Source organism: Tessaracoccus sp. (assembly GCF_016714275.1).
In the GTDB taxonomy this organism is placed as follows: domain Bacteria; phylum Actinomycetota; class Actinomycetes; order Propionibacteriales; family Propionibacteriaceae; genus Arachnia.
The window spans coordinates 436873-461248 of sequence record NZ_JADJNP010000004.1; the positions used below are offsets into that span (position 1 = coordinate 436873).

The 24376-nt window shown below is 69.0% G+C and carries 26 protein-coding genes, 2 tRNA genes and 1 other RNA gene; 17 read left to right on the plus strand and 12 right to left on the minus strand.

The features are described 5' to 3' along the window. On the minus strand, positions 1–993 hold the full coding sequence (locus IPJ61_RS16225) for a class I SAM-dependent methyltransferase (RefSeq protein ID WP_297109942.1): 993 nt from the start codon (positions 991–993) through the stop codon (positions 1–3). 144 nt (positions 994–1137) lie between these two features. Here IPJ61_RS16225 and cobU point away from each other — a divergent pair, with 144 nt between their 5' ends. After that, positions 1138–1767: a bifunctional adenosylcobinamide kinase/adenosylcobinamide-phosphate guanylyltransferase gene (cobU, locus tag IPJ61_RS16230; RefSeq protein ID WP_297109946.1), complete on the plus strand. Its 630-nt coding sequence runs from the start codon at positions 1138–1140 to the stop codon at positions 1765–1767. Beyond that, entirely contained in the window at positions 1764–2525 is a 762-nt protein-coding gene (locus IPJ61_RS16235) for an adenosylcobinamide-GDP ribazoletransferase (RefSeq protein WP_297109949.1), read from the plus strand. Before cobU ends, IPJ61_RS16235 begins: the two co-directional genes overlap by 4 nt. 1 nt (position 2526) lies before the next feature. Here IPJ61_RS16235 and IPJ61_RS16240 read toward each other — a convergent pair whose 3' ends face one another. From IPJ61_RS16240 to IPJ61_RS16255, 4 genes are all read right to left on the minus strand, one after another. Continuing rightward, complete coding sequence (locus tag IPJ61_RS16240) at positions 2527–3135, minus strand: 2'-5' RNA ligase family protein (RefSeq protein WP_297109952.1); 609 nt, start codon at positions 3133–3135, stop codon at positions 2527–2529. 32 nt (positions 3136–3167) lie between these two features. Further along, positions 3168–3998 (minus strand): siderophore-interacting protein, encoded by an 831-nt coding sequence (locus IPJ61_RS16245; RefSeq protein WP_297109955.1) that lies wholly within the window; start codon positions 3996–3998, stop codon positions 3168–3170. 43 nt (positions 3999–4041) lie between these two features. Next, on the minus strand, positions 4042–4641 hold the full coding sequence (locus IPJ61_RS16250; RefSeq protein ID WP_297109958.1) for an HAD family hydrolase: 600 nt from the start codon (positions 4639–4641) through the stop codon (positions 4042–4044). A gap of 87 nt (positions 4642–4728) precedes the next feature. Beyond that, positions 4729–5625, minus strand: coding sequence for an endonuclease domain-containing protein (locus IPJ61_RS16255; protein WP_297109961.1), 897 nt, complete (start codon positions 5623–5625; stop codon positions 4729–4731). A 285-nt stretch (positions 5626–5910) separates the two neighbouring features. Here IPJ61_RS16255 and IPJ61_RS16260 point away from each other — a divergent pair, with 285 nt between their 5' ends. The 5 genes from IPJ61_RS16260 to IPJ61_RS16280 are packed head-to-tail and all read left to right on the plus strand — an operon-like array spanning position 5911 to position 8094. Then, positions 5911–6252 (plus strand): PadR family transcriptional regulator, encoded by a 342-nt coding sequence (locus IPJ61_RS16260; protein ID WP_297109964.1) that lies wholly within the window; start codon positions 5911–5913, stop codon positions 6250–6252. Next, entirely contained in the window at positions 6249–7130 is an 882-nt protein-coding gene (locus IPJ61_RS16265) for an HAAS signaling domain-containing protein (RefSeq protein WP_297109967.1), read from the plus strand. The genes IPJ61_RS16260 and IPJ61_RS16265 overlap by 4 nt, the downstream gene beginning before the upstream one ends. Then, a complete protein-coding gene (locus tag IPJ61_RS16270) occupies positions 7130–7498 on the plus strand; it encodes a VanZ family protein (RefSeq protein WP_297109970.1) in 369 nt (122 codons plus the stop codon). Before IPJ61_RS16265 ends, IPJ61_RS16270 begins: the two co-directional genes overlap by 1 nt. A 51-nt stretch (positions 7499–7549) precedes the next feature. Beyond that, a complete protein-coding gene (locus IPJ61_RS16275) occupies positions 7550–7783 on the plus strand; it encodes a ribbon-helix-helix domain-containing protein (RefSeq protein ID WP_297109973.1) in 234 nt (77 codons plus the stop codon). 2 nt (positions 7784–7785) lie between these two features. After that, entirely contained in the window at positions 7786–8094 is a 309-nt protein-coding gene (locus IPJ61_RS16280; RefSeq protein WP_297109976.1) for a type II toxin-antitoxin system PemK/MazF family toxin, read from the plus strand. Positions 8095–8159: 65 nt separating this feature from the next. On the opposite strand, the gene IPJ61_RS16285 is transcribed toward IPJ61_RS16280, so the two are convergent. Continuing rightward, a tRNA-Ser gene (locus tag IPJ61_RS16285) sits at positions 8160–8247 on the minus strand. Positions 8248–8313: 66 nt separating this feature from the next. Next, complete coding sequence (locus IPJ61_RS16290) at positions 8314–9288, minus strand: asparaginase (RefSeq protein WP_297109979.1); 975 nt, start codon at positions 9286–9288, stop codon at positions 8314–8316. 51 nt (positions 9289–9339) lie between these two features. On the opposite strand from IPJ61_RS16290, the gene ffs reads away from it, so the two are divergent. The 8 genes from ffs to IPJ61_RS16330 all read left to right on the plus strand — a co-directional run bounded on the left by ffs (position 9340) and on the right by IPJ61_RS16330 (position 15789). Continuing rightward, an RNA gene (ffs, locus tag IPJ61_RS16295) (signal recognition particle sRNA small type) lies at positions 9340–9436 on the plus strand. A gap of 123 nt (positions 9437–9559) precedes the next feature. Continuing rightward, positions 9560–11680: a DNA polymerase III subunit gamma and tau gene (locus tag IPJ61_RS16300; protein WP_297110980.1), complete on the plus strand. Its 2121-nt coding sequence runs from the start codon at positions 9560–9562 to the stop codon at positions 11678–11680. A gap of 68 nt (positions 11681–11748) precedes the next feature. Next, on the plus strand, positions 11749–12063 hold the full coding sequence (locus IPJ61_RS16305; RefSeq protein WP_297109982.1) for a YbaB/EbfC family nucleoid-associated protein: 315 nt from the start codon (positions 11749–11751) through the stop codon (positions 12061–12063). Positions 12064–12071: 8 nt separating this feature from the next. Beyond that, positions 12072–12680, plus strand: a complete 609-nt coding sequence (gene recR, locus IPJ61_RS16310) for a recombination mediator RecR (protein ID WP_297109985.1) — start codon at positions 12072–12074, stop codon at positions 12678–12680. Between the two features lie 113 nt (positions 12681–12793). After that, on the plus strand, positions 12794–13207 hold the full coding sequence (locus IPJ61_RS16315; protein WP_297109987.1) for a VOC family protein: 414 nt from the start codon (positions 12794–12796) through the stop codon (positions 13205–13207). A gap of 22 nt (positions 13208–13229) precedes the next feature. Next, positions 13230–14156: an ABC transporter ATP-binding protein gene (locus IPJ61_RS16320; RefSeq protein ID WP_297109990.1), complete on the plus strand. Its 927-nt coding sequence runs from the start codon at positions 13230–13232 to the stop codon at positions 14154–14156. After that, entirely contained in the window at positions 14153–14980 is an 828-nt protein-coding gene (locus IPJ61_RS16325; protein ID WP_297109991.1) for an ABC transporter permease, read from the plus strand. The genes IPJ61_RS16320 and IPJ61_RS16325 overlap by 4 nt, the downstream gene beginning before the upstream one ends. Continuing rightward, the gene (locus IPJ61_RS16330; protein WP_297109996.1) at positions 14977–15789 is read left to right on the plus strand and encodes an ABC transporter permease; all 813 of its coding nucleotides are present in this window, start codon (positions 14977–14979) and stop codon (positions 15787–15789) included. The genes IPJ61_RS16325 and IPJ61_RS16330 overlap by 4 nt, the downstream gene beginning before the upstream one ends. A 1-nt stretch (position 15790) precedes the next feature. Here IPJ61_RS16330 and IPJ61_RS16335 read toward each other — a convergent pair whose 3' ends face one another. Both IPJ61_RS16335 and IPJ61_RS16340 read right to left on the minus strand, forming a co-directional pair. Beyond that, a complete protein-coding gene (locus IPJ61_RS16335; protein WP_297109999.1) occupies positions 15791–16837 on the minus strand; it encodes a Gfo/Idh/MocA family protein in 1047 nt (348 codons plus the stop codon). A gap of 32 nt (positions 16838–16869) precedes the next feature. Beyond that, positions 16870–18747 (minus strand): phosphoenolpyruvate carboxykinase (GTP), encoded by a 1878-nt coding sequence (locus IPJ61_RS16340; protein ID WP_297110003.1) that lies wholly within the window; start codon positions 18745–18747, stop codon positions 16870–16872. 125 nt (positions 18748–18872) lie between these two features. On the opposite strand from IPJ61_RS16340, the gene IPJ61_RS16345 reads away from it, so the two are divergent. Both IPJ61_RS16345 and lhgO read left to right on the plus strand, forming a co-directional pair. Further along, on the plus strand, positions 18873–19445 hold the full coding sequence (locus tag IPJ61_RS16345) for a hypothetical protein (RefSeq protein WP_297110006.1): 573 nt from the start codon (positions 18873–18875) through the stop codon (positions 19443–19445). A gap of 10 nt (positions 19446–19455) precedes the next feature. Then, entirely contained in the window at positions 19456–20646 is a 1191-nt protein-coding gene (gene lhgO / locus IPJ61_RS16350) for an L-2-hydroxyglutarate oxidase (protein ID WP_297110009.1), read from the plus strand. A 65-nt stretch (positions 20647–20711) separates the two neighbouring features. Here lhgO and IPJ61_RS16355 read toward each other — a convergent pair. The 3 genes from IPJ61_RS16355 to IPJ61_RS16365 all read right to left on the minus strand — a co-directional run bounded on the left by IPJ61_RS16355 (position 20712) and on the right by IPJ61_RS16365 (position 24183). Continuing rightward, positions 20712–20788: transfer RNA gene (locus tag IPJ61_RS16355), tRNA-Pro, on the minus strand. 69 nt (positions 20789–20857) lie between these two features. After that, on the minus strand, positions 20858–21772 hold the full coding sequence (locus IPJ61_RS16360) for a metallophosphoesterase (RefSeq protein ID WP_297110012.1): 915 nt from the start codon (positions 21770–21772) through the stop codon (positions 20858–20860). Then, on the minus strand, positions 21772–24183 hold the full coding sequence (locus tag IPJ61_RS16365; protein ID WP_297110015.1) for a transglycosylase domain-containing protein: 2412 nt from the start codon (positions 24181–24183) through the stop codon (positions 21772–21774). The genes IPJ61_RS16360 and IPJ61_RS16365 overlap by 1 nt, the downstream gene beginning before the upstream one ends. Positions 24184–24376: the final 193 nt, after the last annotated feature.

The window sequence follows — 24376 nt, forward strand, 5'->3', positions numbered from 1 at the left end:
TCAGCGGGCGGTCGTGACCGTGACGGTGTAGTGGGGATCCTGGGCGGCGACCTGTGTGCGGCCTAGCCGAACGTTCAGTTCCTTGCGGTAGGGCAGGTGCGAGTTGAACACGCACCAGAGCTGGCCACCCGGGCGGAGGACGCGGGCGGCGTCGTCGAACATGGCGAGGGTGTCGGAGGTGTCCTTCGCCACGCCCTGATGGAAGGGCGGGTTGGTGACGATCGCGTCGAAGGAGGCGTCGTCGTAGCCCGCGAGGCCGTCCCCCCAGGTGGCGTCGACCTCAAGCCCGTTGACCTCCGCGGCGACGGCGGTTCCTGCGACGGCCGACCAGCTGACGTCGCGCGCCGACACCCGCATCCCGTGCGTGGCAAGGCGCATGGAGAGGGTGCCGTTGCCGCAGCCGAAGTCGAGCACCTCGTCGGCCTCGAGCCCAGGCATGCGGCCGCCGCCGGCGAGCGCCATCATCAACAGGCGGCTGCCCGGGTCGATCTTTGTACCGCCGAACGTGGTGCCGTGCGCCGCGACGGCGAAGCCGAAGTCGTCGTGCATGCGGACCTTCGGCCAGTCGGTCTCCAGACCCTCGGGCCCCCAGGCGCGCAGCACGCGCGCCTTCGCGCGTCCCAGCGATGCAGACACAGCCGCGAAGTGCTTGTTCAGCACCTGGTTCATCGTGTGGTTCAGGTGCTTGATCTTCGCGCCGCCGACGAAAGTGACGTCCTGCGCGCCCTGCACCACCGCCGCCTGCTCGTCCAGCGCAGCCAGCGACTTCGGGAGGCGGGCGAGCGCGAGGTCGACGTCGGCGAGGTCGTTCGGGTGCTCGACAAGCAGCGCAGGATCCACGAGGGCGGCGTCGCGCCAGTCGTCGCAGAAGACGCGCACGTCGTCGGTGAGGGTGAGGGCATCGCCGACGAGCGCCGGCGCATCGAGCACGGCCACAGCCTTCGCCTCCCTCGGGGCCTCGTCCCAGATCAGGTCGTCTACTGCGTCGCGCATGGGTCCGATCCTATGGGAACCGTCGGACGTCGAGCGGCCGAGCCTCGGCGTGCAGGGGTGTTCCCTGCCAATTGCAGGCGGGGCGCGGCCTGACGCCGCGTCCTATCCGCACCTGTAGATGCGACAGGCCGCTAGGTTGGGGCCGTGGAGTTCTCCGTGACCATCGACGACGGCGACGGCGACGCGCTCGCCCTGCTTGACCGGATCGCGGAGCGTGCTTCCGTGCGGCCGCTCGTGCACGGGCCGGGTACCGCGCTGGTGCTCGGCGGCGCGCGGTCGGGGAAGTCGACGTGGGCCGAGCAGCAGCTCGCCGGGTGCGAGGACGTCGAGTACGTCGCGACGTCGATCGTCGACCCGGACGACGCCGAGTGGGTCGAGCGCGTGGCTTTGCATCGCGCCCGGCGGCCGGCCAGTTGGCGCACGACGGAGACGGTCGAGCTGCCCGAGGTGCTCGGCGCCGCAGACGAGGCCCCCGTGCTGGTCGACTGCCTGGCGGTCTGGCTGGACCGGGTGCTGTTCGAGTCCGGGGCGTGGGACGACGCCGAAGGATGGCGCGATGTTGTGGAGGAGCGCGTTTCCTCCCTTGTCGGGGCGCTGTCGATCACCCCGCGCGATGTGATCCTTGTCAGCAACGAGGTCGGCCAGGGCGTCGTGCCCGCCACGGCGTCGGGGCGGTTGTACCGGGACGAGCTGGGTCGGCTGAACACCCGTGTCGCCGCCGCGGTGGACGAGGTGTGGTTCTGCACCGCGGGTGTCGCGAGGCGGTTGAGGTGAGGTCGCTGCACGCCGCCGTCGGGTTGTTCACCGTCTTCAAGGTGCCGTCATTCGACGTTGATCGAACGATGGCGGCCCGGGCCATGCGCGCCCTCCCGTGGGTCGGCCTGCTGCTCGGGGTGATCGCAGGCGTGTTCGCGCAGACGATCGGTGGTCTGGTCGGTCCTGCGTTGGCCTTGGCGATCATCACGGGCGCGACGGGAGGGCTGCACCTCGACGGCCTGGCGGACACCGCCGACGGCCTCGGCTCGCGAAAGCCAGCCGACGAGGCGCTGGTGATCATGAAGCGCTCCGACATCGGCCCGATGGGCGTGATCGTCCTCGTCCTCGTGCTCCTGATCGACCTCGCTGCCCTTGTCAGCTTCGCGGGCGCGCTCGTCATTCCCGCGCTGGCCGGGGCCCTTGCTGCCGGTCGTGCAGCGGTGCAGGTGGCCAGTGTCCGTCCCGGCACGGCGCGCCCCGGAGGGTTCGGCGCGTTGTTCGCGGGAGTCACGCGGGGTTGGGAGGCCGCGGTCAACTGCGCGTTGTTGGCGGCGGTCGTGCTCGCGATGGCCTGGTGGGTCGCCGGGTTGTGGGGCGTCGTCACGCTTGCCGTCGGCCTCGCGGCCGGCGCCTTCGCTGCCTTCGTCTGGGGCTCGCGGCTGGTCCGTCAGTTCGGCGGATGGACCGGCGACACGTTCGGCTCGCTCATCGAGGTGACCCAGTGTGCGGTCCTCGTCGGCTCGATCGTTGCCGCGAGCTGGCTCGTCCTGGTCTGAGTCAGGCCAGCCGGAACCGGCTGACCTCGGTGAGCGGGCCGAGGATGTCCGCGGTGTTGTACCTGGCGAGGACCAGTTCCGTCACGTCGACGTCGATGGGCGGCGCCGACCACCCGGCCATGCGGGCCTCGACCTCCTTCAGCGCGACCTCGGCGCCGTACAGCCCGACGGTCACGTGTGGCACGAAGATGTCGGCGCCGCTGGGACGGTACGCGGTAAGGGCCTCGTGCAGGGGGAGCAGGTAGTCGATTCCGACGACGGAGAGGTGCGGCGATGTCGTGAACGTGTCCCAGCCGTCGATCCGCAACGTGAAAGGTGAGGGGCCCAGGGCGTCGAGGCGGCGCAGATCGGCGGCCCGCTCGTCGTCGCCGTAGAGGAGATCCGCGGGAGTGGCGCCGTGCTCGGGAGCGAGCCCACAGAACGCGACCGTCACGTGCGGCCGCCGGTCGTAGCGCGGGTAGAGCAGCCCGCCGAGGCGCGCCCGAGCCTCGGCAACCGCTTCTCGGACCGCGGGGACGTCGACATCGATCACCCAGACCAGCGCGTGCCGACACCCGCCGTGCCACTCGGCGAAGTCCCGATCCTCGATCGGAGTGGTGACCGCGGCCACGATGGCTGCCCTCCTCCTAGTGGCCTATCGGGTCACTGCTCGACCGCGGCCGACTCCTCGGCGTCCATCTGGGCGACGAAGTCGTGCTTGCTCGACTGCCAGCCGTCCTCCGTCATGCCCGTGCGCCAGTAACCGGAGATCGAGACGTCCGCGCGATTCACGCGTCGCTCGACGAACAGGTACCGGCGGATGTCCTTGACCATCTCGGCGACGCCGTGGACGAACCAGCCGACCTTGCCCTCCGGAACCTCCGCCGCGCGCACCGCCTCACTCACGCGAAGGCCGTAGGGGGCGCCGTCGCGGGGAACCCATACGACGTCGATGCCGGGGCCGGTGGGGACGTCGAAGGTGGCGTCGAGGGTCGCGACCTCGATCAGTGCCTGCGCAGTCGCGCCGTCGGGGAGCGCGTCGAGGGCTGCGGCGATCGCGGGCGCTGCGGCTTCGTCGCCGGCGAGCACGAAGTGGGTGTAGTCCTGGATGGGGTGCCAGGCGCCGCCGGGGCCGAAGAACCCGATCTCGTCACCGGGCTGGGCCTTCGCAGCCCAAGGCCCGGCGAGGCCCTCGTCGCCGTGGAGGACGAAGTCGAGTTCGAGCGTGCCGGTCACGGGGTCGTTGCGGCGAAGCGAGTAGGTCCGCGTGACCGGCGCCTGGTGGGGCGAGTTCGCGCGGATCTCCTCAGGGTCGAACGGCCAGGTGTAGTCGGCGTCCTTGGGTGGGAAGAGGAGCTTGACGTAGTGGTCGGTGTGCGGGAGCTCGGCCCCGACGAGCTCGGGGCAGGACAGCGTGATCCTCACCATGTCGGGGGAAAGGCGCTCGGTCGCGGTGACGGTCCCGCGGCGGACGGTTCGTCGCTTGTCGGCCATGGAAGGGCCCCTTTCGAAGGAAATTAGGCAACCCAAACCTAGCCTATTGAAGCAAGCCGAGTGCTCCGAGTTCGGCGCGTAGCTGCTCGGCGGAGCGGAACAGGATCCCCGTCATGCCGACGGCCTCGGCCCCGGCGACGTTGGTAGGGGAGTCGTCGATGAAGACGGCCTCCGCTGGGGTCACTCCCATGCGTGCGCAGGCGAGGAGGAAGATCTCGGGGGTCGGCTTTGTGATGCCCTCGCGCCCGGAGACGACGATCTCTGAAAACCGGCCGAGGACATCGTGCATCTCGAGCGCCACCTGGAACGTGTCGGCGGCCCAGTTCGTGAGCGCGCCGAGCTTGACGCCGGCGGTCTGGAGGTCGTCGATGATCTCGACGGTGCCGGGTACGAGCTCGGTGATGGTGGTGTCGAAGTGCTCGACATAGGCGCGGATGCCGGCTGCGTCGTCGGGGAGCGCGGCGGCGAGCTCCTCGGTGGCCTCGGCGGCGGATTGCAGTGCGTCGTTGGCGTGGTTCCACTCCGCGAACCCGATCCGCTCCATGAACGCCTCGACCTCGTCCTCCGGCATCGCCCGCGCGAACGCGCGCTGCGGGTGCCAGTTGATGATGACCTGCCCGATGTCGAAGATCACGGTGTTCATCGGCTCATTCTGCCGGGCTACTCGGCGACCCGAACGAATTCGACGCTAACTGGGTCTTTCGGGAGGGAACCCTCCCGGGAGGCCGCTTTATTGCCGGATTGGTGCGGGTGGCTGAGTAGCCCTACTCCGCAGTGCCCGTCGACCGGCAACGCTGCGCAACCAATTGATCGTCTCGTCGGGGCGCTCGGCGATCTGGCGCGGGGTCAGCACGTACGGCCGCCAACCGATGCTCAGCAGCGCGTTGGAGCGGAAGGCGTCTCGCTCCATGGCAGCACGCTGGCTGTGGAACTCGAAACTGTTGACCTCGATCGCGACTCTCGCCTCGGGTATCGCAATGTCCACCGTCAGCACCTGCCCGTCGACGGCGATGGGGTAGTTGCCGATCCAGCCGCCGATGCCGGCGCGGCGCAGCAGCCGATGGGCCCGCACCTCGGCGACGGACCAAGGGTTGTTGCTCACGTCGCGAAGCACAGTCCTCAGACGATGGGCGGGGCGCGTGGCTAGTAGTCGTGCGGCGTCGCTCAACGAGGCAACGCTGACCATTGACTTGCGAAGCGCGATCGTCGCAGGGTCATAGTCCCCTGCCAGCGCGGCTGTCAGCGCGCTCGCCTCCGGCGTGGCCACCCGTAGCGACCCCACCCAAGTGGTGAGTTCTGGGTTGAGCAGATGGCGCCGGAACCGGAGTGGTCCGCGGTCTGACTGCAGTCCGGCGCGATAGACCTCGATCTCCGTCACCGCCAGGTCGGGTGCGAAGGTCAGGTGGGCCGCGGCACGCCCCGCGATGGTTGCGTTCGGATCCCACGCGTGCACGGCACGTACCCAAGCGATGGGGTCAGAAGTCAGGCCTGCGTCCATCACCACCCCTGGAAGTGGGCGGACGGCGCGTCCAGCGCGGACGTGCCGCGTCCAGGTGCTCACCAAGCGTGGGTCATCGGCAATGCGAATGACGCCGTTGTTCCGGGACATCTCTGCTTCGGCTCTCATGAGTGCATCGAAGATTGCGAGTCCGCTTTGAGGACGGGATCGGGGCGCTCGGACAACACTTCGGCCGGTTCGGACAACACTCTGTGAAGGACTGCTGCGTTGCGCGGGGCGGTCTACTCGGGAAGGCGAACGAATCCGCCAATAAGTCGTGTCTTTGGGAGAGGCCTCTCCCAAGACGGCCAAGTAGTGACAGATCCGTTCGCTCGTCCGGGTATTCACGTCTCGGGCGCCTCCGTCGCGGTGCCTCGGTTCCATAATCTTGTATTGCAAGGTATCGTGTGATGCATGGAAAGCGAGGCGGTGCGGATCGCGACGAACCTCCGCAAGGGAGTGCTCGAGTTCTGTGTGCTCGGGCTGCTCGTCGGGCAGCCGCGCTATGGGTTCGAGCTGGCGCAGTCCCTGCACGGGGCCGGGCTGATCGCCAGCGACGGCAGCCTCTACCCCTTGCTGACGCGGCTGCGCGACGCCGGCTTCGTCACCGCCGACTGGAGCCAGGGCGACAACGGCCGGCCGCGCCGCTACTACAGCCTCACCGACGACGGGCGCCGCTACCTGGCCGAGTTCCGTCACGTCTGGGCCCCCTTGAGTGCCACCGTCAACCAGATCGTGGAGGAGACGACGCCATGACCGACACGTCCCACGGTTCGCTTCTGGACCGCTACCTGGCTGAGGTCGGCTGGCGCCTCCGACATCTGCCACGTGCGCAGCGCGAGGACATCCTCGCGGGCCTGCGCGAGCACGTCGCCGATCTGGAGAGCCGCGGCGCGACCCCCGAGGAGATCGTCGCGCGCCTTGGTTCGCCGGAGTCGGTGGCCGAGGCCGCAGCCGGCGAGTTCCCGCCGCTGCCAGGCGAGCAGCCGGCCGTGTCGTCGCGGTTCTTCGATGGCAAGCGCTGGGTGCAGCTCGTCGCCGCCGTGCTCGCCCTCCGGGTGCTGTGGGTCGTCCTCTTCCTGCCCGCCTACGAGGGGACGTCGACATCGACGGACTCCGACGGCAACGTCGTCGAGACGATGACGCACGCCACGATCGCGGAGGTGAACGGGTTGCTGTTCGCGCTCGTCCTCGGCGCGATGCCGATCGCCCTGACTCTGATCCCGTTCTTCGTCCGCGGCAAGGCGCGCCAGACCGTGACGGTGGTCTGCACCCTGTTGTTGGCCGGGATCGCGGTGCTTACGGGGTTCACCGTCGGGCCGTTCTTCGTCCTTCCCCTTGTCGCCTTGGTATGCGCGTGCGTCGTTCCGCCGTCGGGCTTCGACCCCCGCCGCGCGCTCGCGGGGCTCCTGGTCGGCGTCGGGGTGGTTGCGGGTTGGATCGCCTGGAACAACCGTGTGGGACCGTTCACCTGCCCGAGCAGTGGAAGTGGCACCTCCGACGGCGGCAGCAGCTTTAGCTGCTCGGACCAGTACGACCCGGTTCCCTTCCTCGTGGTGGGTGTCCTCGCCCTCCTTGTCGCCGTCGGCCTCGAGATGTGGACGCGAGGCCAGCCGATGCGTAGGAGAGCGTAGTGCGGCGGCTCGAACGGCTGCCCTGGTGGGTGTGGGTCCCGGTGCTCGTGGTTTACCTCGGAGCGCTATACGCCCCGGGCAGCCGAGACCCGGGGCCTGGCTTCTTTCCTGAAGGCACCGACAAGGTGGTCCACGTGCTGCTGTTCGCGGTTCCGGCCTTCTTGGCGCGGATGACCGTCCGCGCGTGGTGGCCTGTGGTGCTGCTCGTCCTGCACGCGCCGATCAGCGAGGTGATCCAGTGGCGGTTCGTCCCCGCCCGCAGCGGCGACCCGCTCGACCTGGTGGCGGACTTCCTAGGGATCGTCCTCGGTCTGGTCGTCGCGGGACTTGTCCGTAGTCGTTCCTCTGGGTCTCCCGAAGAGACCTGACGGTGTCTCCACGGGCTCTGCCGCTGAATCCCGATCTGGTACCGTGTCGGTATGAGCATTCAGATTGCGGTGCGGTTGCCGGATGACTTGGTCCGGTTCTTGGACGAAGAGGTGAAGGACGGCCGCGGGACCGGCCGCGCGGCGATCGTGACGCGTGCGCTGGAACGGGAGCAGCGGCGTCGAGTTGCGGAGCGCGATGCCGACATCCTGGCGGCATCGAGCGGGGCCGACGATCTGGCTGGGTTGGCCGAATTCGCGGCCTCCACCGCCATTCCTCTGGACTGAGCATGCGCCCGATCCATGCGGCCCGGCTGGACAAGACCCGCCCCGTCCTTGTCCTCACCCGCGAGGCGGTACGCCCCTTCTTGGCGAACGTGACGGTGGCGCCCATAACAAGCACGGTGCGGGGCCTCTCGACAGAGGTGCCGGTCGGACCGTCGAACGGATTGGATCACGCGTGCGTCGTCAGCTGCGACAACATCCAGACGATCCCGGCTGATCGGCTCGGCCGCCAGTTGGGCTTCCTGCACGACCGCCAGGAGGCCGAACTCACCGCGGCGATCCAGGCTGCGCTGGACCTCGACAGTCCGAACTGACTGCGGCTGGTCTGCGCGGGCCGTAGAGATGTGAAAGGCCCGCCCTTGACGGAGCGGGCTTCGGGTGGCGGAGGATACGAGATTCGAACTCGTGAGGGCGTGAACCCAACCCGCTTTCCAAGCGAGCGCCATAGGCCTCTAGGCGAATCCTCCGCCGGGTACCTTACCTGAGCGGGAACGGCCCCTCAACTCGCGACGGGGACTGCCGGTGGACAGAGCTCAAAGGGAGGCGAGGGCGGCGCGCAGGGTGGCGCTCGGCGAGACCCTGCCGACGACGGCGCCGTGGCCGAGCACGGCGTGCGGCTGGAACGCGGCGAGGCGCGGCGTTCCGAGGCCCAGGGCTTCGAGCGTCGCGACGAGCGCGGGGACCGTCGCGCGGGCATCGCCGTCGGACACCTTCACGACGATCCCGGTGCCGTCGGCGAGGCCCGCCGCAAGCGTGCCTTCCGCGCCGCCCTTCACGACGATCCCGGGAACCTCACGGTGGAGCACCGTCTCGTAGCGCTTGGTGCCGGACGCGTACTCGGGGTGCGTGCGAAACGCGTCGGCGACGCGGCGCGCGTTCGGGTCGGAGCCGCCCGCGAGGCGACCGAACGCCCGCGCGAGGCCAGCGAGCGTCGTCGGGAAGGCTGGGGCGCCGCAGCCGTCGACGACCGACTGGCCGATCTCGGTGCCCGTGAACTCGGCGAGGGCCTCGACGATGGCGGCCTGGAGGGGGTGGGCGGGGTCGCGGTAGGAGGCGACGTCCCAGCCGGCTCGGGCGCACGTGCGCAGCATTCCCGCATGCTTGCCGGAGCAGTTGTGGACGATTCGGTCGCGGCCGCGACCGTCGCCGACCCAGGCGAGCAACGCGTCCTCGTCGCCAGGCAGCGCCGGAGGTGTCTGTAGCGCGTCCGGCCCGAGGCCAGCGCCGTCGAGGAGCACGCGGACGCCGTCGACATGGATTCCCTCGCCAGAGTGCGACGCACCGGTCAGGGCGAGGAGAGCGCCGTCGACGTCGAGGCCGGCTCGCAGCATGGCGACGGACTGGATCGGCTTGACGGCTGAGCGCGCGAGGAAAGGGGAGCCGGCGTCGCCGAGCGCCAGCCGCAGGGCGCCGTCGGGTCCGACGACGGCGAGGCCGCCGTGGTGCAGCGCCTCCAGGTAGTCGCCGCGCCACACCTCGGCCAGGACCGGATCACTGCTCGCAACCATGGGGCGAGGGTAGCGCTGCGCGGCCGCCGTCGGCGATGCGGTAGAGTTGGCGACGGTTCCTCGCGCGGCGGTATCTCGCCCAACTCCCCCAGGGTCGGAAGGCAGCAAGGGTAAGTGAGCTCTATCGGGTGCGCGGGGGGCCCTTTTTCTTTGCTCCCGAACTGTCGGTGGACTGGAATAGGGTGGTCGCGTGGACGAGGACTACGACCAGGACGAGTACGCCCCCATCGACGAGGGGTACGGGTCGGCGAGCCTTCCCGGCTTCGAGCCGATGGACGGCCCCGGCCTGTTCGATGAGCCCGAGCCCGCTCCCGTGCAGGACGGCCCCTCGCTGATCGGCGAGGAAGAGCCCGAGCCCGCGGCCGTTCCCGCCCCTCCCGCCCCGTCGAGCAGGCCCGCTCGGGTCGAGGCGCCCGCGGCGCCGCTCGCGCTGTACCGCCGCTACCGTCCCGACACGTTCGGTGACGTCATCGGCCAGGAGCACGTCACCGTCCCCCTCCAGCGCGCGCTGACCAACAACCGCGTCAACCACGCCTACCTGTTCTCCGGCCCGCGCGGCTGCGGCAAGACCACCTCTGCACGCATCCTCGCCCGCTGCCTCAACTGCGAGCAGGGGCCGACCGCGACCCCGTGCGGACAGTGCCAGTCCTGCGTCGACCTCGCGCGCGGCGGCCCCGGCTCCATCGACGTCATCGAGATCGACGCGGCATCGCACGGCGGCGTCGACGACGCGCGAGACCTGCGCGAGCGCGCCTACTTCGCGCCCGTCGCTAGCCGCTACAAGATCTACATCATCGACGAGGCCCATATGGTGACGACGCAGGGCTTCAATGCGCTGCTGAAGCTCGTCGAGGAGCCGCCGCCGCACACCAAGTTCATCTTCGCGACGACCGAGCCGGAGAAGGTCATCGGGACCATCCGCTCCCGCACACACCACTACCCGTTCCGGCTCGTGCCGCCGAAGGTGCTCGGCGACTACCTCACCGACATCTGCCACACCGAGGGCGTCGCCATCGACCACGCCGCCATCCCGCTTGTGGTCCGCGCGGGCGGCGGCTCGGTTCGCGACTCGCTTTCAGTTCTCGACCAGCTCCTCGGCGGGGCCGGGGACGACGGCGTGAGCTACGGCCAGGCGGCGGCGCTGCTCGGCTACACGCCCGACGCGCTTCTCGACGAGATCGTCGACGCGTTCGCCGCAGGCGACGCCGCGGGGGTGTTCCGCACGGTCGACAAAGTGATCGAGGTCGGCCAGGATCCGCGCCGGTTCGCGGAGGATCTGCTGCGCCGCCTCCGCGACCTGATCATTCTCGCCGCCGTGCCCGAGGCTGCGACCAACGGCATCCTCGATGTCGCGGCCGATCAGGCGCAGCGGCTCCAGACGCAGGTCGCGGGCCTCGGCGCGGGTGAGTTGACACGCGCCGCGGAGGTGATCGCCGTCGGGTTGACCGAGATGCGCGGCACCACCGCCCCCAGGTTGCACCTCGAGCTGATGTGCGCGCGCGTGCTGCTGCCCGGCGCGGACCTCGACGAGCGGGGCCTGCACGCGCGGATGGATCGTTTGGAGCGCAGGGTCGGGATGATCGGGGCGGGGGAGACCTCGCTCGTCGCGGACTGGACGGACGCCGACGCCCCGGTCACCCGCTCGGCTCCTGTGTCATCCGTCTCTCCCGAGCCCTCGCGGCAACGCCCGGCCGCGCCGGAGCCGACGCCCGAACAGCCCGCGGCGCAGCGGCCCGCGCCGTCGCCCTCCCCGCAGAGTCCCGCCCAGCAGGCCCCCGCACAGCAGGGACCTGTGCAGCAGGCTCCCGCTCAGCGCGCGCCGCAGCAGCGCCCGGCAGGGGCCCCACCCAGCGGAGGCTCCGCACCCGTCGCTTCTGCACCGCGGCCCGAGCCGAAGCCGGCGGCAGCCGGCACTGTCCAGCTGACCGCCGCAGAGCTCCGGCGCGTCTGGCCGAACGTCCTCGACGAGGCCAAGCGCCGACGGCGGTTCACCCACATGCTGCTGTCCCAGCACGCGCAGGTCATCGACCTGGCAGACGGGGTCCTGACTCTTGGGTTCTCCGGTCCGGGGCCTCGGGAGAACTTCGGCAGCGGCGGTAGCGCCGAGGTGCTGGTGGAGGCGCTCGTCGAGGTGATCGGCGTGGAGGTGCGGATCAATGCCATCGTCGCATCGGGCGATGCTCCCGCGGTCGTCGCGCCGGCCCAGCGTCCGTCGGGCGCCCCGGTTCGGGCACCCGAACCCGAGCCCGCACCCGTCCCGGCCGTCCCGCCGCCTGCGCCGTCGGAGGAGGTCTCCGCTGAGGATGAGGTCCTGGACGCCGTCCACAACGCGGAAGAGCTCCTGAGTTCCACCTTCGGCGCGGAGGTCATCGCCGTCCGCGACGCGGAGTGACGCCTATGCTTGCCCCGTGTCCCGCGGCGCTACCGTGCGACACCAAAACACTCGAGGAGTAGCAACTGATGTTTGGCGACTTTGACTTCGGTGCCCTGATGCAGCAGGCGCAGCAGATGCAGGAGGACCTGGAGCGCGCGCAGGCGGACCTCGCGCAGCAGAGCTTCACGGCGCAGGCTGGCGGCGACCTGGTCTCCATCACGCTGAACGGCAAGGGCGAACTCACTGACGTCGTCATCAAGCCCGAGGCGTGCGATCCGGGGGACACTGAGACGCTCGCCGCGCTGATCGTCGCCGCCTCCCGCGCGGCGCGTGCCCAGGCCGACGCCGCCATGGCCGCAGCGATGCCGGAGATCCCGCAGATCCCCGGCATCGGGGGCTGATCACTTCCGTGTACGAAGGGCCTATCCAGGACCTGATCGACGAGCTGAGCCGGCTGCCCGGGATCGGGCCGCGCGGCGCCTCGCGGATCGCGTTCTTCCTGCTCGACGCCCCGGAGGAGGACGTGTTCGCGCTCGCGGACACGCTGCGCCGGGTGAAGGAGTCCTCTCGCGTGTGCGAGGTGTGCTTCAACGTTTCCCAGGAGGAGCGTTGCCGCATCTGCCGCGACCCGCGCCGCGACCGCAGCCAGCTGTGCGTCGTCGAGGAGTCGAAGGACGTCGTCGCCATTGAGCGCACCAATGAGTTCCGGGGCCTCTACCACGTGCTCGGCGGGTCGATCTCGCCCATCGATGGGCGCGGTCCCTCGGACCTGCACACCCGCGAGCTGTTCCAGCGCCTTGCCGACGGCGAGGTCCAGGAGGTCATCCTGGCTACCGACCCCGACACGCAGGGCGAGGCGACAGCGGCGTACCTCAGCCGCATGTTGCGCGACTTCGGCGTCCGCGTGACCCGCCCCGCCAGCGGCCTGCCGGTGGGCGGCGACCTCGAGTACGCCGACCAGGTCACACTCGGCCGCGCCTTCGAGGGCCGCCGCGTCATGTTCGAGCCCACTTCCTGACCGGGATCCCGTTCGGGTGGCCCGACAAACGCGGGCCCTCGTTTTTGTCGGTGGGCCGTCCTATTGTCGGAAATCGAGGCCCAACCGGGTCCGACGACGAAGGGAAACCACCCATGTCCTATCAGCTGAGCCCCTACCTCGCGCTCGACGGCACCACCCGTCAGGCGATGGAGTTCTACCAGTCCATCCTCGGCGGCGAGCTGACCATGACGACGTTCGCAGAGGCCGGAGCGGGCGATTTCCCCGGCTCAGACCGCATCATGCACGCGGGCCTCGTCACCGACGGCGGCATCGAGATCTTCGGGGCCGACACGCTCGTGGAGATGGGGCACACGCCCGGCGACACCGTCGCACTGTCACTCATGGGCAACGACGATGCTTTGCCGCGCCTGTTTGCGGCGCTTGCGGACGGAGGGACGATCACCGTCCCGTTCGAGCGCCAGATGTGGGGCGACGACTACGGCCAGCTCCGCGACAAGTTCGGCGTCGTCTGGCACGTCAACCGCCAGGGCGATCCCGCAGCGTGACAGCGGACACTAAGGTTGCCGAGTGACTGACTCCGTGATCACCGCTCGCGGCCTGACCAAACGCTTCGGCGAGGTCGTCGCCGTCGACGGGATCGACTTCGAGATCGCGCCTGGCGAGTCTTTCGGCTTCCTCGGCCCTAACGGGGCCGGGAAGTCGACGACCATGCGGATGATCGCGGCCACCTCGACGCGCACCGGCGGCGAGCTCAACGTGCTCGGCCTCGACACGAACGGGCACGGGCCGGAGATCCGGGCGCAGCTCGGGATCGTCCCGCAGGGTGACCTCCTCGATGAGGAACTCCGCGTCGTCGACAACCTCTACGTCTACGGGCGCTACTTCGGCCTGCCCCGCCGCTACGTCAACGAGCGCGCGGAGCAGCTGCTGGACTTCGCGCAGCTCAAGGAGAAGCGGCTTGCCCGCGTCAGCGAGCTGTCGGGCGGCATGAAGCGTCGGCTGACCATCGCCCGCGGGTTGATCAACAACCCGAAGATCATGCTCCTCGACGAGCCGACGACGGGCCTCGACCCACAGGCCCGTCACATCCTGTGGGACCGGCTGTTCCGGTTGAAGGAGGAGGGCACGACGCTGGTGGTCACCACGCACTTCATGGACGAGGCCGAGCAACTGTGCGACCGGCTGGTGGTGATCGACAAGGGGCGGATCGTCGCCGAGGGCAGTCCCGCGTCGTTGATCAGGGCCTACGCCACACGCGAGGTGGTGGAGGTGCGCTTCGGCTCCGGCAGGAACGAGGCCGCCGCCGAACTCCTCGACGGCGTGGGCGAGCGGCGCGAGGCGCTCGCCGACCGTGTCCTCGTCTACGCGGACAACGGCGAGCATGCCTTGCAGGCCGTTGCTGAGCGTGGCCTGGAGCCGGTCACGTCACTGGTGCGGCGTGCGTCGCTGGAGGACGTGTTCCTTCGGCTAACCGGACGGAGCTTGATCGAGTGAGCGCCGATGTGACCATCCGGGTTCTCGACGCGGGCGTCGCCGCCGACCCGGAGCGCACGCGCGCCTGGGGCTGGTGGGCCGTCGTCGAGCATCATCTCCTGCGCATGCGCTTCTACCTGCGAACGATGCTGATCACGGGCATCGGATCGCCAGTGGTGTACCTCGCGGGTCTCGGCGCCGGGCTGGGTGTCCTCGTCGACCAGGGCGCGGGCATCGAGGGCGTCCCTTACCTCACCTTCATCGCGCCTGCCCTCGTTCTCGCGATGGCGATGCAGGTGTCTGGGCAGGAGAACACCTACGGCACGTTCGGCGGCTTCCGATGGTCGAACATGTACACGGCGATGCGGCTCACGCCGATCAGTCCCGCGCAGATGGCGATCGGCTCGCAGGTCGCCGTGCTGGCCCGCGTGCTGCCTCTCTATGGCTTCTACCTGGTGGCATTGGCGTTCTTCGGGATCGGAACGCCGCTGCGGCTGTTGACGATGGTGCCTCTCGGGATGCTGATGTCGGTGTCCTTCGGGTTCGCGGTCCAGGCGTGGGTCGCCACGCAGAAGGACGACCGCGGGCAGATGTCGTTCGTGGAGCGCTTCGTCGTGGTCCCGTTGACGCTGTTCTCGGGCACCTACTTCCCTCTCGACACGTTGCCCGGCTATCTGCAGCCGATCGGCTGGGTCTCGCCGCTGTGGCACGCAACCGAGCTGGGTCGGTGGATCCTCTACGGCCAGGAGACGCTTGTCGTCGTGCATCTCGCGTTCCTCGTCGCGCTGGCCGTCGTCGGCGGCATCTTCGCGGTGCGGCATTTCCGGTGGAGGTTGGACGAGTGAGCGCGCCAGCCAGCGCCCCGAGGCTGCGCCCGTTGAAGTCGCTGTATGGCGGCAACACGCGCGCGGTGTTCGCGCGCGGTCTGCGCGTGATCGCCCGCAACAACTACCTGATCGTGCTCACCGGGTTCTTCGAACCCGTGTTCTACCTGCTATCGATGGGTCTCGGGCTAGGGGCGCTGATCGGCACCGTCGAGTTCTACGGCGTCGCGGTCCCGTACGCCGCCTACATCGCGCCGGCGCTCATGGCGGTCTCCGCGATGAACGGCGCGTTGTACGACTCGACGATGAACGTCTTCTTCAAGATGCGGTACGGCAAGCTGTACGACCAGATGTTGGCGACGTCGCTCGGCCCGCTCGACGTCGCCCTCGGCGAGATCCTGCTCGCGCTCTTCCGCGGCCTGCTGTACGCGAGCGGTTTCATGCTGGTCACGACGCTGCTGGGCCTGAATCTCGCCTGGACGGCGCTGCTGGCGATCCCGGCCGCGCTCATCGTCGCGTTCGGCTTTGCCGCCATCGGCCTGGCCGTGACGAGCTTCATGAAGTCGTTCCAGCACCTCGACCTCGTCTATTTCGTGATGCTGCCGATGTTTCTGCTCTCGGCGACCTTCTTCCCGATCGACGTCTACCCCGAGGCCGTGCAGACCGTCATCAAGATCTTTCCGCTGTGGCACGCCGTCGACATGGTCCGGCAGCTCACAACCGGCCTGATCCAGCCGACGATCTGGGGGCACCTCTCCTACTTCGGCGTGATGATCGTCGTCGGCGTGACGGCGGCGACCCTGCGGCTGAGGGCGCTGTTCCTCACGTAGCTCAGAGCACTTCGCCCGGCAGCACGACGCCGACCTGGCGCCGCAGCTCGTCCATCGTCTCCATGACCGCGAGCGTGTCGGCCCACGGCAGGAGGTCCGACTCCGGCTTGCCTTCGACGACCATGGTCGCGAGGTGCGCGGCCTCGTAGCAAAGCCCGAGATGGTCCCGGATCTCCGGCTCGTCGGACTCGCCGACCTGGCCGTCGCGGGTGATGAACCGCACGCGTTGCGGGCCGTAGAAGGCGCCGGGGAGCTCGATCCGGGCCAGGCCTCCGGAGATCAGTCCCACCGTCGGCGTCTTGGCTGCGAGCGTGGTCGAGATAATCGCCTGTGCGTACGGGTTCCCGGGGTACTCGTCGAGGATGCCGGTGATCTGCCGATCGACGCCGGTGAATGCCTTCGTCCCCCGGGCAAGAGCTCTGCCGGGTGCGCCGAGCACGAAGTTCGTAAACGACACGGGGTAGACGCCGAGATCGAGCATGGCGCCGCCGGCCTTCGCCGGGTCGAAAAGGCGGAACTCGGGGTCCTCGGCGAACCACTGTCCGTGGTCGGCGAAGACGGTCTCGACATCGCCCAGGGCGCCGTCGGCCAGGAGCTGGCGCACGACGTCGATGTGGGGCAAGAAGCGCGTCCACATGGCCTCCAGCACGGATACCCCGGCGGCGCGCGCGGCGTCGAGCACCTTGCGGGCCTCGCTGGCGTTGCGCGTGAACGCCTTCTCGACGAGGACGTGCTTGCCTGCGGCGATCGCGAGCAGGGCGTTCGCCATGTGCTCGCTGTGCGGGGTGGCGACGTATACGACGTCGACCTCGGGGTCGGCGACCAGTTGCTCGTAAGAGCCGTAGGCGCGATCGGCGCCGAAACGCGCAGCGTACTGCGCGGCGCGCTCCTGGTTCCGCGAGCCGACGGCCACCAGCCGCTGCTGCGTGTGGGTGTGCAGCGCCGTGACGAGCGCGTTGGCGATGCCGCCCGGCCCGAGCACCCCCCACCGCAGCGGGGGAGCGGACATCGGGTCGGGCGTGCGGGGCGTGGGCAGGGTAAGGCTCATGCCCCCATTCAACCGCCTTCTAGGGCCGACGGCTAGCGCGTCGGCTGCTTGCCGAGCGCCACTTCCAGCCCGACCAGCTCGTCGACCATCTCGCGGGGGAGTCGCCAGCCGAACGTGTCGAACCAGCGCCCGATCCGCGGCACCTCGTCGCGCCACTCCTGGCTCCAGTAGCCGATGACCTCGGCGAGGTCATCGGCCGGGATGTTCAGGCCGTCGACGTCGAGCGACCCCTCCGCGGGGAGCAGACCGATGGGCGTCTCGACGGCGTCAGCCGTCCCCTGGATGCGCTCGGCCACCCACTTCAGCACGCGGGAGTTCTCGCCGAAGCCCGGCCACATGAAGCGGCCGTCGGCGTCGCGGCGGAACCAGTTCACGTAGAAGATCTTCGGCAGCAGATCGGCGTCGGTCTCCTTGCCGATGTCGAGCCAGTGCTGCACGTAGTCGGCCACGTGGTAGCCGATGAACGGCAGCATCGCCATCGGGTCGCGTCGCAGCACGCCGATGGCGCCCTTTGCCGCCGCCGTCGACTCCGACGAGCACGTCGCACCCATGAACACGCCGTGCCTCCAGTCGCGCGACTGGGTGACGAGCGGGACGGTGTTCTCCCGACGGCCGCCGAAGATGATGGCGTCAAGCGGCACGCCGCGAGGGCGTTCGTAGTCCTCGCTGAGGATGGGGCACTGGTCGATCGGGGTACAGAAGCGGCTGTTGGGGTGCGCGGCCTTCTCGTCGGGGCGGCCGCCCTCGGGGCCGGTGGCGCCGTGCCAGATGCGCCCCTTCCAGTCGGTGAGGGTGCCGGGCTTCTCCGCGGTCATGCCCTCCCACCAGACATCGCCGTCCGGCGTGAGGCCCACGTTGGTGAAGATGGAGTTGCCACCCTCGATGGTCAGCATGGCGTTCGGGTTGGTCTCCATGCTCGTTCCGGGCGCCACCCCGAAGAAGCCGGTCTCCGGGTTCGTCGCGTACAGCCTGCCGTCGGAGCCGAAGCGCAGCCAGGCGATGTCGTCGCCCAGCGTCTCGACGTGCCAGCCGGGCACGGTGGGCTGCAGCATGGCGAGGTTCGTCTTGCCGCAGGCTGACGGGAACGCCGCGGCGATGTGGAACTGGCGGCCCTCCGGTGAGATGAGTTTCAGGATCAGCATGTGCTCGGCAAGCCAGCCCTCGTCGCGCGCCATGACCGACGCGATCCGTAGCGCGTAGCACTTCTTGCCGAGCAGGGAGTTGCCGCCGTAGCCCGAGCCGTAGGACCAGACCATGCGCTCCTCGGGGAAATGCACGATGTACTTCGTCTCGTTGCAGGGCCAGGCGACGTCGTCCATACCGGGTTCGAGCGGCATGCCGACCGAGTGGAGGCAGGGCACGAAGTCGGCATCGTTCTCTTCCATGGTGCGCAGGGTCTCTGCGCCCATCCGCGTCATGATGCGCATCGAGAGCGCCACGTAGGCAGAGTCGGAGACCTCGACGCCGAACTTCGGGTCCTCGGCGTCGAGGTGCCCCATGCAGAACGGCATGACGTACATGGTGCGGCCGCGCATGCAGCCGTCGTAGAGGTCGGTCATGATGCGCTTCATCTGGACCGGGTCCATCCAGTTGTTGGTGGGTCCGGCGTTGCGCTCGTCGATGGAGCAGATGAAGGTGGAGTCCTCGACGCGGGCGACGTCGTCGGGATCCGTGCGCGCGTAGATCGAGTTCGGTTTGAGGTCGGGGTTCAGACGCACGACGGTGCCGGCCTCGACGAGGAGCTCGACGAGGGTGTCCCATTCAGCGTCGGAGCCGTCGCAGTAGTGGATGGCGTCGGGCTGGCAGAGGTCGACGACCTCGTCGAGCCACGCGACGAGGCGCGGATGCGTGGGCGCCGTGCCGGTTGTGGGAAGGGTGGTGCGGCTTCTCGTCTCGGTTACGGTGCTCATGGTTCGAAACCCCTTGTGTCGTCATTGACAGGCGTCCACATTGATCGCCTCCATTCCCACCATAACCGGCGATACCGCCCGAGCCGCGCCGGGGGTCCGCTGTCTCACGCTGATAGTCTCGCAACGTGCGCCGCGTGACGATCCTCGCCTCTGCCGCCGTGCTCCTGGGGGTGGCCACGGCGTGCACGGAGCCGATGCCGCCATCTCCCCCCAGCTCCGGCCCTCCCGCGACGTTGTCACCCGCGCCGGAACCCTCGCCGACGAACTCGCCGACGCCGCCGCTTGAGGAGTCGACGATGCCCTCGTCGCTGCCACCGGTGTCGCAGCCGACGCCGCAGGGCGGTCCCTGGCAGAAGGTCGACGCTACTCTGACAAGCCCCGACGAGGCCAGGGCCTTGACGGCGGTTCCGGAGAGCCTGCGCGCGTTCCTCGCCGCACGGATCGGGCATGAGGATGAGGCGGGCTGCACGATGACCGAGGTGGACCTGCGGGGCGTGCACCCGGATGGGTTCGCGTTCGGCACCGAGGATACGAGCTGCGGTGGCGCGCACACCGTCTGGGGCATCACGGAGGGCCGGTGGGAGTACATCGTCCAGTTCCAGGACGCGATGCCGTGCGAGTACCTGAGGCAGAACGACGTCCCCCGCGGTGTTCCCGGGCTGCGCTGTGTCGGCGACGAGGGCGCCGAGGACTACTGAGGCCGACGCCGTGGGCAGCGGGTTCGTCGTGGTCGGGGGAGGGATCGTCGGGTGCGCGGTGGCGCGCGAGCTGACGCGCCGCTTCCCCGGCGCGGCCGTGACGTTGCTGGAGAAGGAGGATCGGCTGGCCGGCCATCAGACCGGGCACAACTCCGGCGTCGTGCATGCCGGGCTGTACTACGAACCGGGCGGGCTGAAGGCGCGGCTGTGTCGCCGCGGCGTCGGTTTGCTCCGGGACTTCTGCGGCGAGAGGGGGATCGCCTACGAGGAGTGCGGGAAGCTGGTCGTCGCGCTCGATGGCGAAGAGGAGCGGCGGCTGACGAGCATCTTCGCGCGGGCGGTGGCCAACGGAGTGCCGGGCGCGGAGATGCTCGGCCCCGACGGGATCCGGGAAGTGGAGCCGAACGCCGTCGGCGTGGCCGCGCTCCGGTCGCCAGGCACGGCGATCGTCGACTACGCAGCGGTGACGCGGGCGCTGGCCGACGACGTGGTCGCCGCGGGCGGCGAGGTCGTGTTGGGCTGCGAGGTGCGGCGGGTGCGGGACGCATCCGACGGGGTGGTGGTCGAGACGGCGCGGGGCGATTACCGGGCAGGCCGTGCCGTGGTGTGCGCGGGGGCGCAGTCGGATCGGCTGGCCCGCCGCTCAGGCGGGGCGCGACAGCCGAGCGTCGTCCCTTTCTTCGGGCAGTACTTCCTGCTGGAGCCCGCGTACCGCGACGTGCTCCGCGGTCTCGTCTATCCCGTGCCCGACCCGAGGTATCCGTTCCTGGGGGTACACCTGACCAAGCGGGTCGACGGCGAGTTGACGGTCGGCCCGAACGCGTTCCTTTCGCTGTCGAGGGAGGGGTACCGGGGACTCGGCCTTGACGTCAGGGACCTTGCCGCGACGGTGACCTTCCCAGGTTTCTGGCGCTTCGCCGGACGTAACCTGCCCACTGCTGCGCGGGAGGCGCGCACCGTGGTGTCGAAGAGGCTGTTCCTCCGCGAGGCGCAGCGCTACGTCCCGGCACTGGAGGGCGCCGACGCCACGCGCGTGACGAGGGGGATTCGCGCCCAGGCCATGGACGCCGACGGCGCCCTGGTCGACGACTTCCGGATCGAGCGCGGCCTCCGTACGGTGCATGTCCGCAACGCGCCGTCGCCAGGTGCGACGTCGTCGATGGCGATCGCCGAGCACATCGTCGGCCTGATCGTGTCCTGAAACGGTCGAAGCGTGCATCTGTGAACGTGCGAAACCCCGCCCGCAGGCGGGGTTTCAGCAGTTGATGGTCGGGGTGACAGGATTTGAACCTGCGGCCTCGTCGTCCCGAACGACGCGCGCTACCAAGCTGCGCCACACCCCGAGGGCCGACGGAAATACTAGCCGACGGCGGCCGTTTGCGCGAACCAGCGGTGTGTGGCTGGGGACGCGGCTATGACGGGCGCGGGCGCAGGGTCAGCAGCGTGACCTCCGGGCGGCAGGCGAACCGGTAGGGCGCGTACGGCGAGGTGCCGAGGCCGGCTGAGACGTGCATGTGCGCCGTGTGGCCGCCCGCGGTGTGCGACGACATGCCCTTGACGCGCGCGGCATCCAGGTCGCAATTGGTCACCAGCGCGCCGTAGAACGGAACACAGACCTGGCCGCCGTGCGTGTGACCGGCCAGGATCAGGTCCATGCCGTCGGCCGCCATGGCGTCGATCACCCGGAGGTACGGCGCATGCGTCACGCCGATGTTCAGGTCCGCTGTCGCATCGGCCGGTCCCGCGACGAGAGAGTAGTCGTCGCGGCTCAGGTGCGCGTCGTCGGTGCCACGGAAGGCCAGCCGGTACCCGTTGACCTCCAACGTCGCCCGACGGTGCGTCAGATCGTCCCAGCCGCAGCCCTCCAGGCCGTCGCGGAGCTGTTCCCAGGGCAGTTCCTGCCGACCGTTGGTGTTGTAGGTGGTGGAGGACCGGCGACGGAGCAGGTACTTGAGTGGGTTCCCCGACCGCGGCGCGAAGTAGTCGTTGGAGCCGAACACGAACACGCCGGGGAGCGACCGCAGCCCGTCCATTGCGGCGAGCAGGGGAGCGATAGCGCCCGGCTCGGTGATGTTGTCGCCGGTGTTGACGACGACGTCAGGCTCCAACACCGCGAGCGAGCGGACGAAGGCGAGCTTGCGTTCCTGGGCGGCGCGCAGGTGCAGGTCCGAGACGTGCAAGATGCGGAGGGATCGGCCACCGGGAGGAAGGATGTCCAGATCGAATCGGCGGACCGTGTAGAGGCCGGCCTCGGCAAGCCCCCACGCGAAGCACGCTCCACCGACGGCGACCGTTGCTGCGGCCGCCTTCACAAGAGCCTTCGACATCAGTCGTCGGGATCCTTCTTGTCCGGCTTCTTGTTGTCGTCCGGCTTCTTGTCGTCCGGCTTCTTGTCCTTTCGTCCGTCCTTGTCCTTGTCATCGGGAACGGTAGGTTCAGGCTCTGGCTCGGGACCCTTCGAGACCTTCAATTGGATGGTCGAGAACTTCACGGCCTGACCCGTCGGCGCGGTGCCGAGGAACGTGCCGGGACGCCACGACGAGAAGACCTCCAGCCGCTGCGTCGTGAAGCCAGCCGCCTCCAGCGTCCGCCGCGCCTGGTCGTAGCCCATGCCGCGCACATCCGGGATCTTGACCTTCACGCCCTGCAGGATCTCCTTGGTCGGAGCCTTGAAGCTCGTCTTCGGGAGATCGCGGAGGGCCGACTTCATGGCCGCATTCCAGATCTTGCCGGCGTCGCCGCCGCCGGTGCCGCGGAGGTAGGTCCGCTCCAGTGACAGATTCTTGAGGCTCCTGACCTTCTTGCTCTTGACGTCCTTGTGGGCTTTATCGAGCGCGATCATGCCGATGCCGGCCATCTCCGGAGTGTAGCCCGCGTACCAGACCGACTTGTTCTCGTTCGTCGTGCCCGTCTTGCCCGCCTCGTCCCGCCCGTCGAGGATCGCGGCGGGGCGACCCGTGCCCTGCTTCGCGACGGACTCAAGGATGTAGTTGACGCCGTCGGCCACCTCCTTGCGGATCACCTGCTTGCAGTTCGCGTCGGGGACCTCGATCTTCTTGCCGTCGGCCGTCTTCACCGACTCCAGGATGATCGGGTTGCAGTGCTTGCCGCGGTTCGCGAAGGTCGCGTAGGCCTCGGCCATCGACAGCGGCGTGACATCGGCGGTGCCTAGCACGAACACGGGGTAGTTCTGCTCGGACCGCAGGTCGGTGCCCATCGACGCCTTGACGCCGGCCTTCTTCGCCATGTCGATCGAGGAGCAGATGCCGACGTCACGCACCAGCTGCATGAAGTAGGTGTTGACCGAGCTCTGGGCCGCCTTCATCATGTCGATCATGCCGTAGTTGGTGTAACCGAGGTTGCCGACGGCGTGGTCCTGCCGGAACACGAACGGGCCCTTGCAGTTCTTGAACGTCATGCCCTGCAGGTCGATGCGGCCTGGGGCGTTGTACTGCTTGCCTGGCGTCATGCCCATGTCGAGCGCCGCGGCCATCGTGAACGTCTTGAACGTCGAGCCCGCCTGGTAGCCTTCGGCGCCGCCCATGTCCGGCTTCTTGTTTGAGACGTTGTAGTTGTACCAGGTCTCGCCCTTGCCGTCGCCCATCTTCGGCCGCGACTGCGCCATGGCGACGATCAGGCCTGTCTTCGGCTGAATCAGGACGGAGGCGCCGATGACGGGGTCTTTCGGCGCGACGATGTTGCCGACGGCCTTCTCGGCCGCGTCCTGCGCCTCTGGATCGATCATCGTCTGGATGGTGAGGCCGCCGCGCTTGAGCATGTTCTCGCGCTCCTCCTGCGTCTCCCCCATGCTGGGCAGCTGGAGCAGCGTGCGGCGCACGTAGTCGCACAGGAACGGGTACTTCGAGTCGATGCAGCCGTTCTTCGCGCGCCGCACCTTCGCGGGGTCGAAGGTCTCCTGCTTCGCCTCGACCGCATCCTGCTCGGTGATCATGCCCCACTTGACCATCTGGTTGAGCACGACGTCGCGGCGGTCGATGGCCCGCTCGGTGTGCTTGACCGGGTTCAGGGAGACCGGGTTCTGCACGATGCCGGCCAGCATGGCGGCCTGCGGCAGCGTGAGCTTCGCGGCGGTCGTGCCGAAGTAGTGCCTAGCCGCGGCCTCGACGCCGTACGCGCCGTCGCCGTAGTAGGCGATGTTGAGGTACCGCTCGAGGATCTGGTCCTTCGTGAGGCGGTCCTCCAGCGCCATGGCGTAGCGCATCTCGATGATCTTGCGCTCCGGCGTCACCTCGATGGCCTTGCGGACGCCCTCGCGGTCGTTGGCCGCGGCGGCCGTCTCGACGCGGACGAGCTTCACGTACTGCTGTGTGAGCGTCGAGGCGCCCTGGGTGTCGCCGGTGAGCGTCTTGATCAGGGCCCGGCCGAAGCCCTGGAAGTCGATGGCACCGTGCTCGTAGAAGCGGTGGTCCTCGATGGCGATCTGCGCCTCCTGCATGACAGGAGCGATCTTCGACAGCGGAACGTAGACGCGGTTCTCGGCGTAGAACGTCGTCAGCTCCTTGCCGTTGGCCATCAGCACTCGGGAACGCTGCGACTGCGGCGGGGTCGCCAAATCTGCAGGGATGTCGTCGAGCGAGTCTGCGGCGAGGTTGACGCCGCCGCCGGCGAGCGCGGTCAACGGCACTGCGAGCCCGGACAGCAGGAGACCGGCGAGCACGCTCACCGCAAAGAACATGAGGAGTGAGTACGCCTTCTGGCCAAGGGAGGCTGACTTCATGGGCGTCATGATACGTGACGACCCCAAGAGACCCCGCACCGTGCTTTCCCGCTCCGTCGCTTTCCCCTATATGGGGTGGATTCGCGGCCGAAGGATGAACAGTTGGTGTTCCCCGGCGGACCTGACTGTTGCGAACCCGCAGTCATGCGCTACGGTCTGGGGTCACCGACAAGGTTCTGCGCAAGGGAGGGCA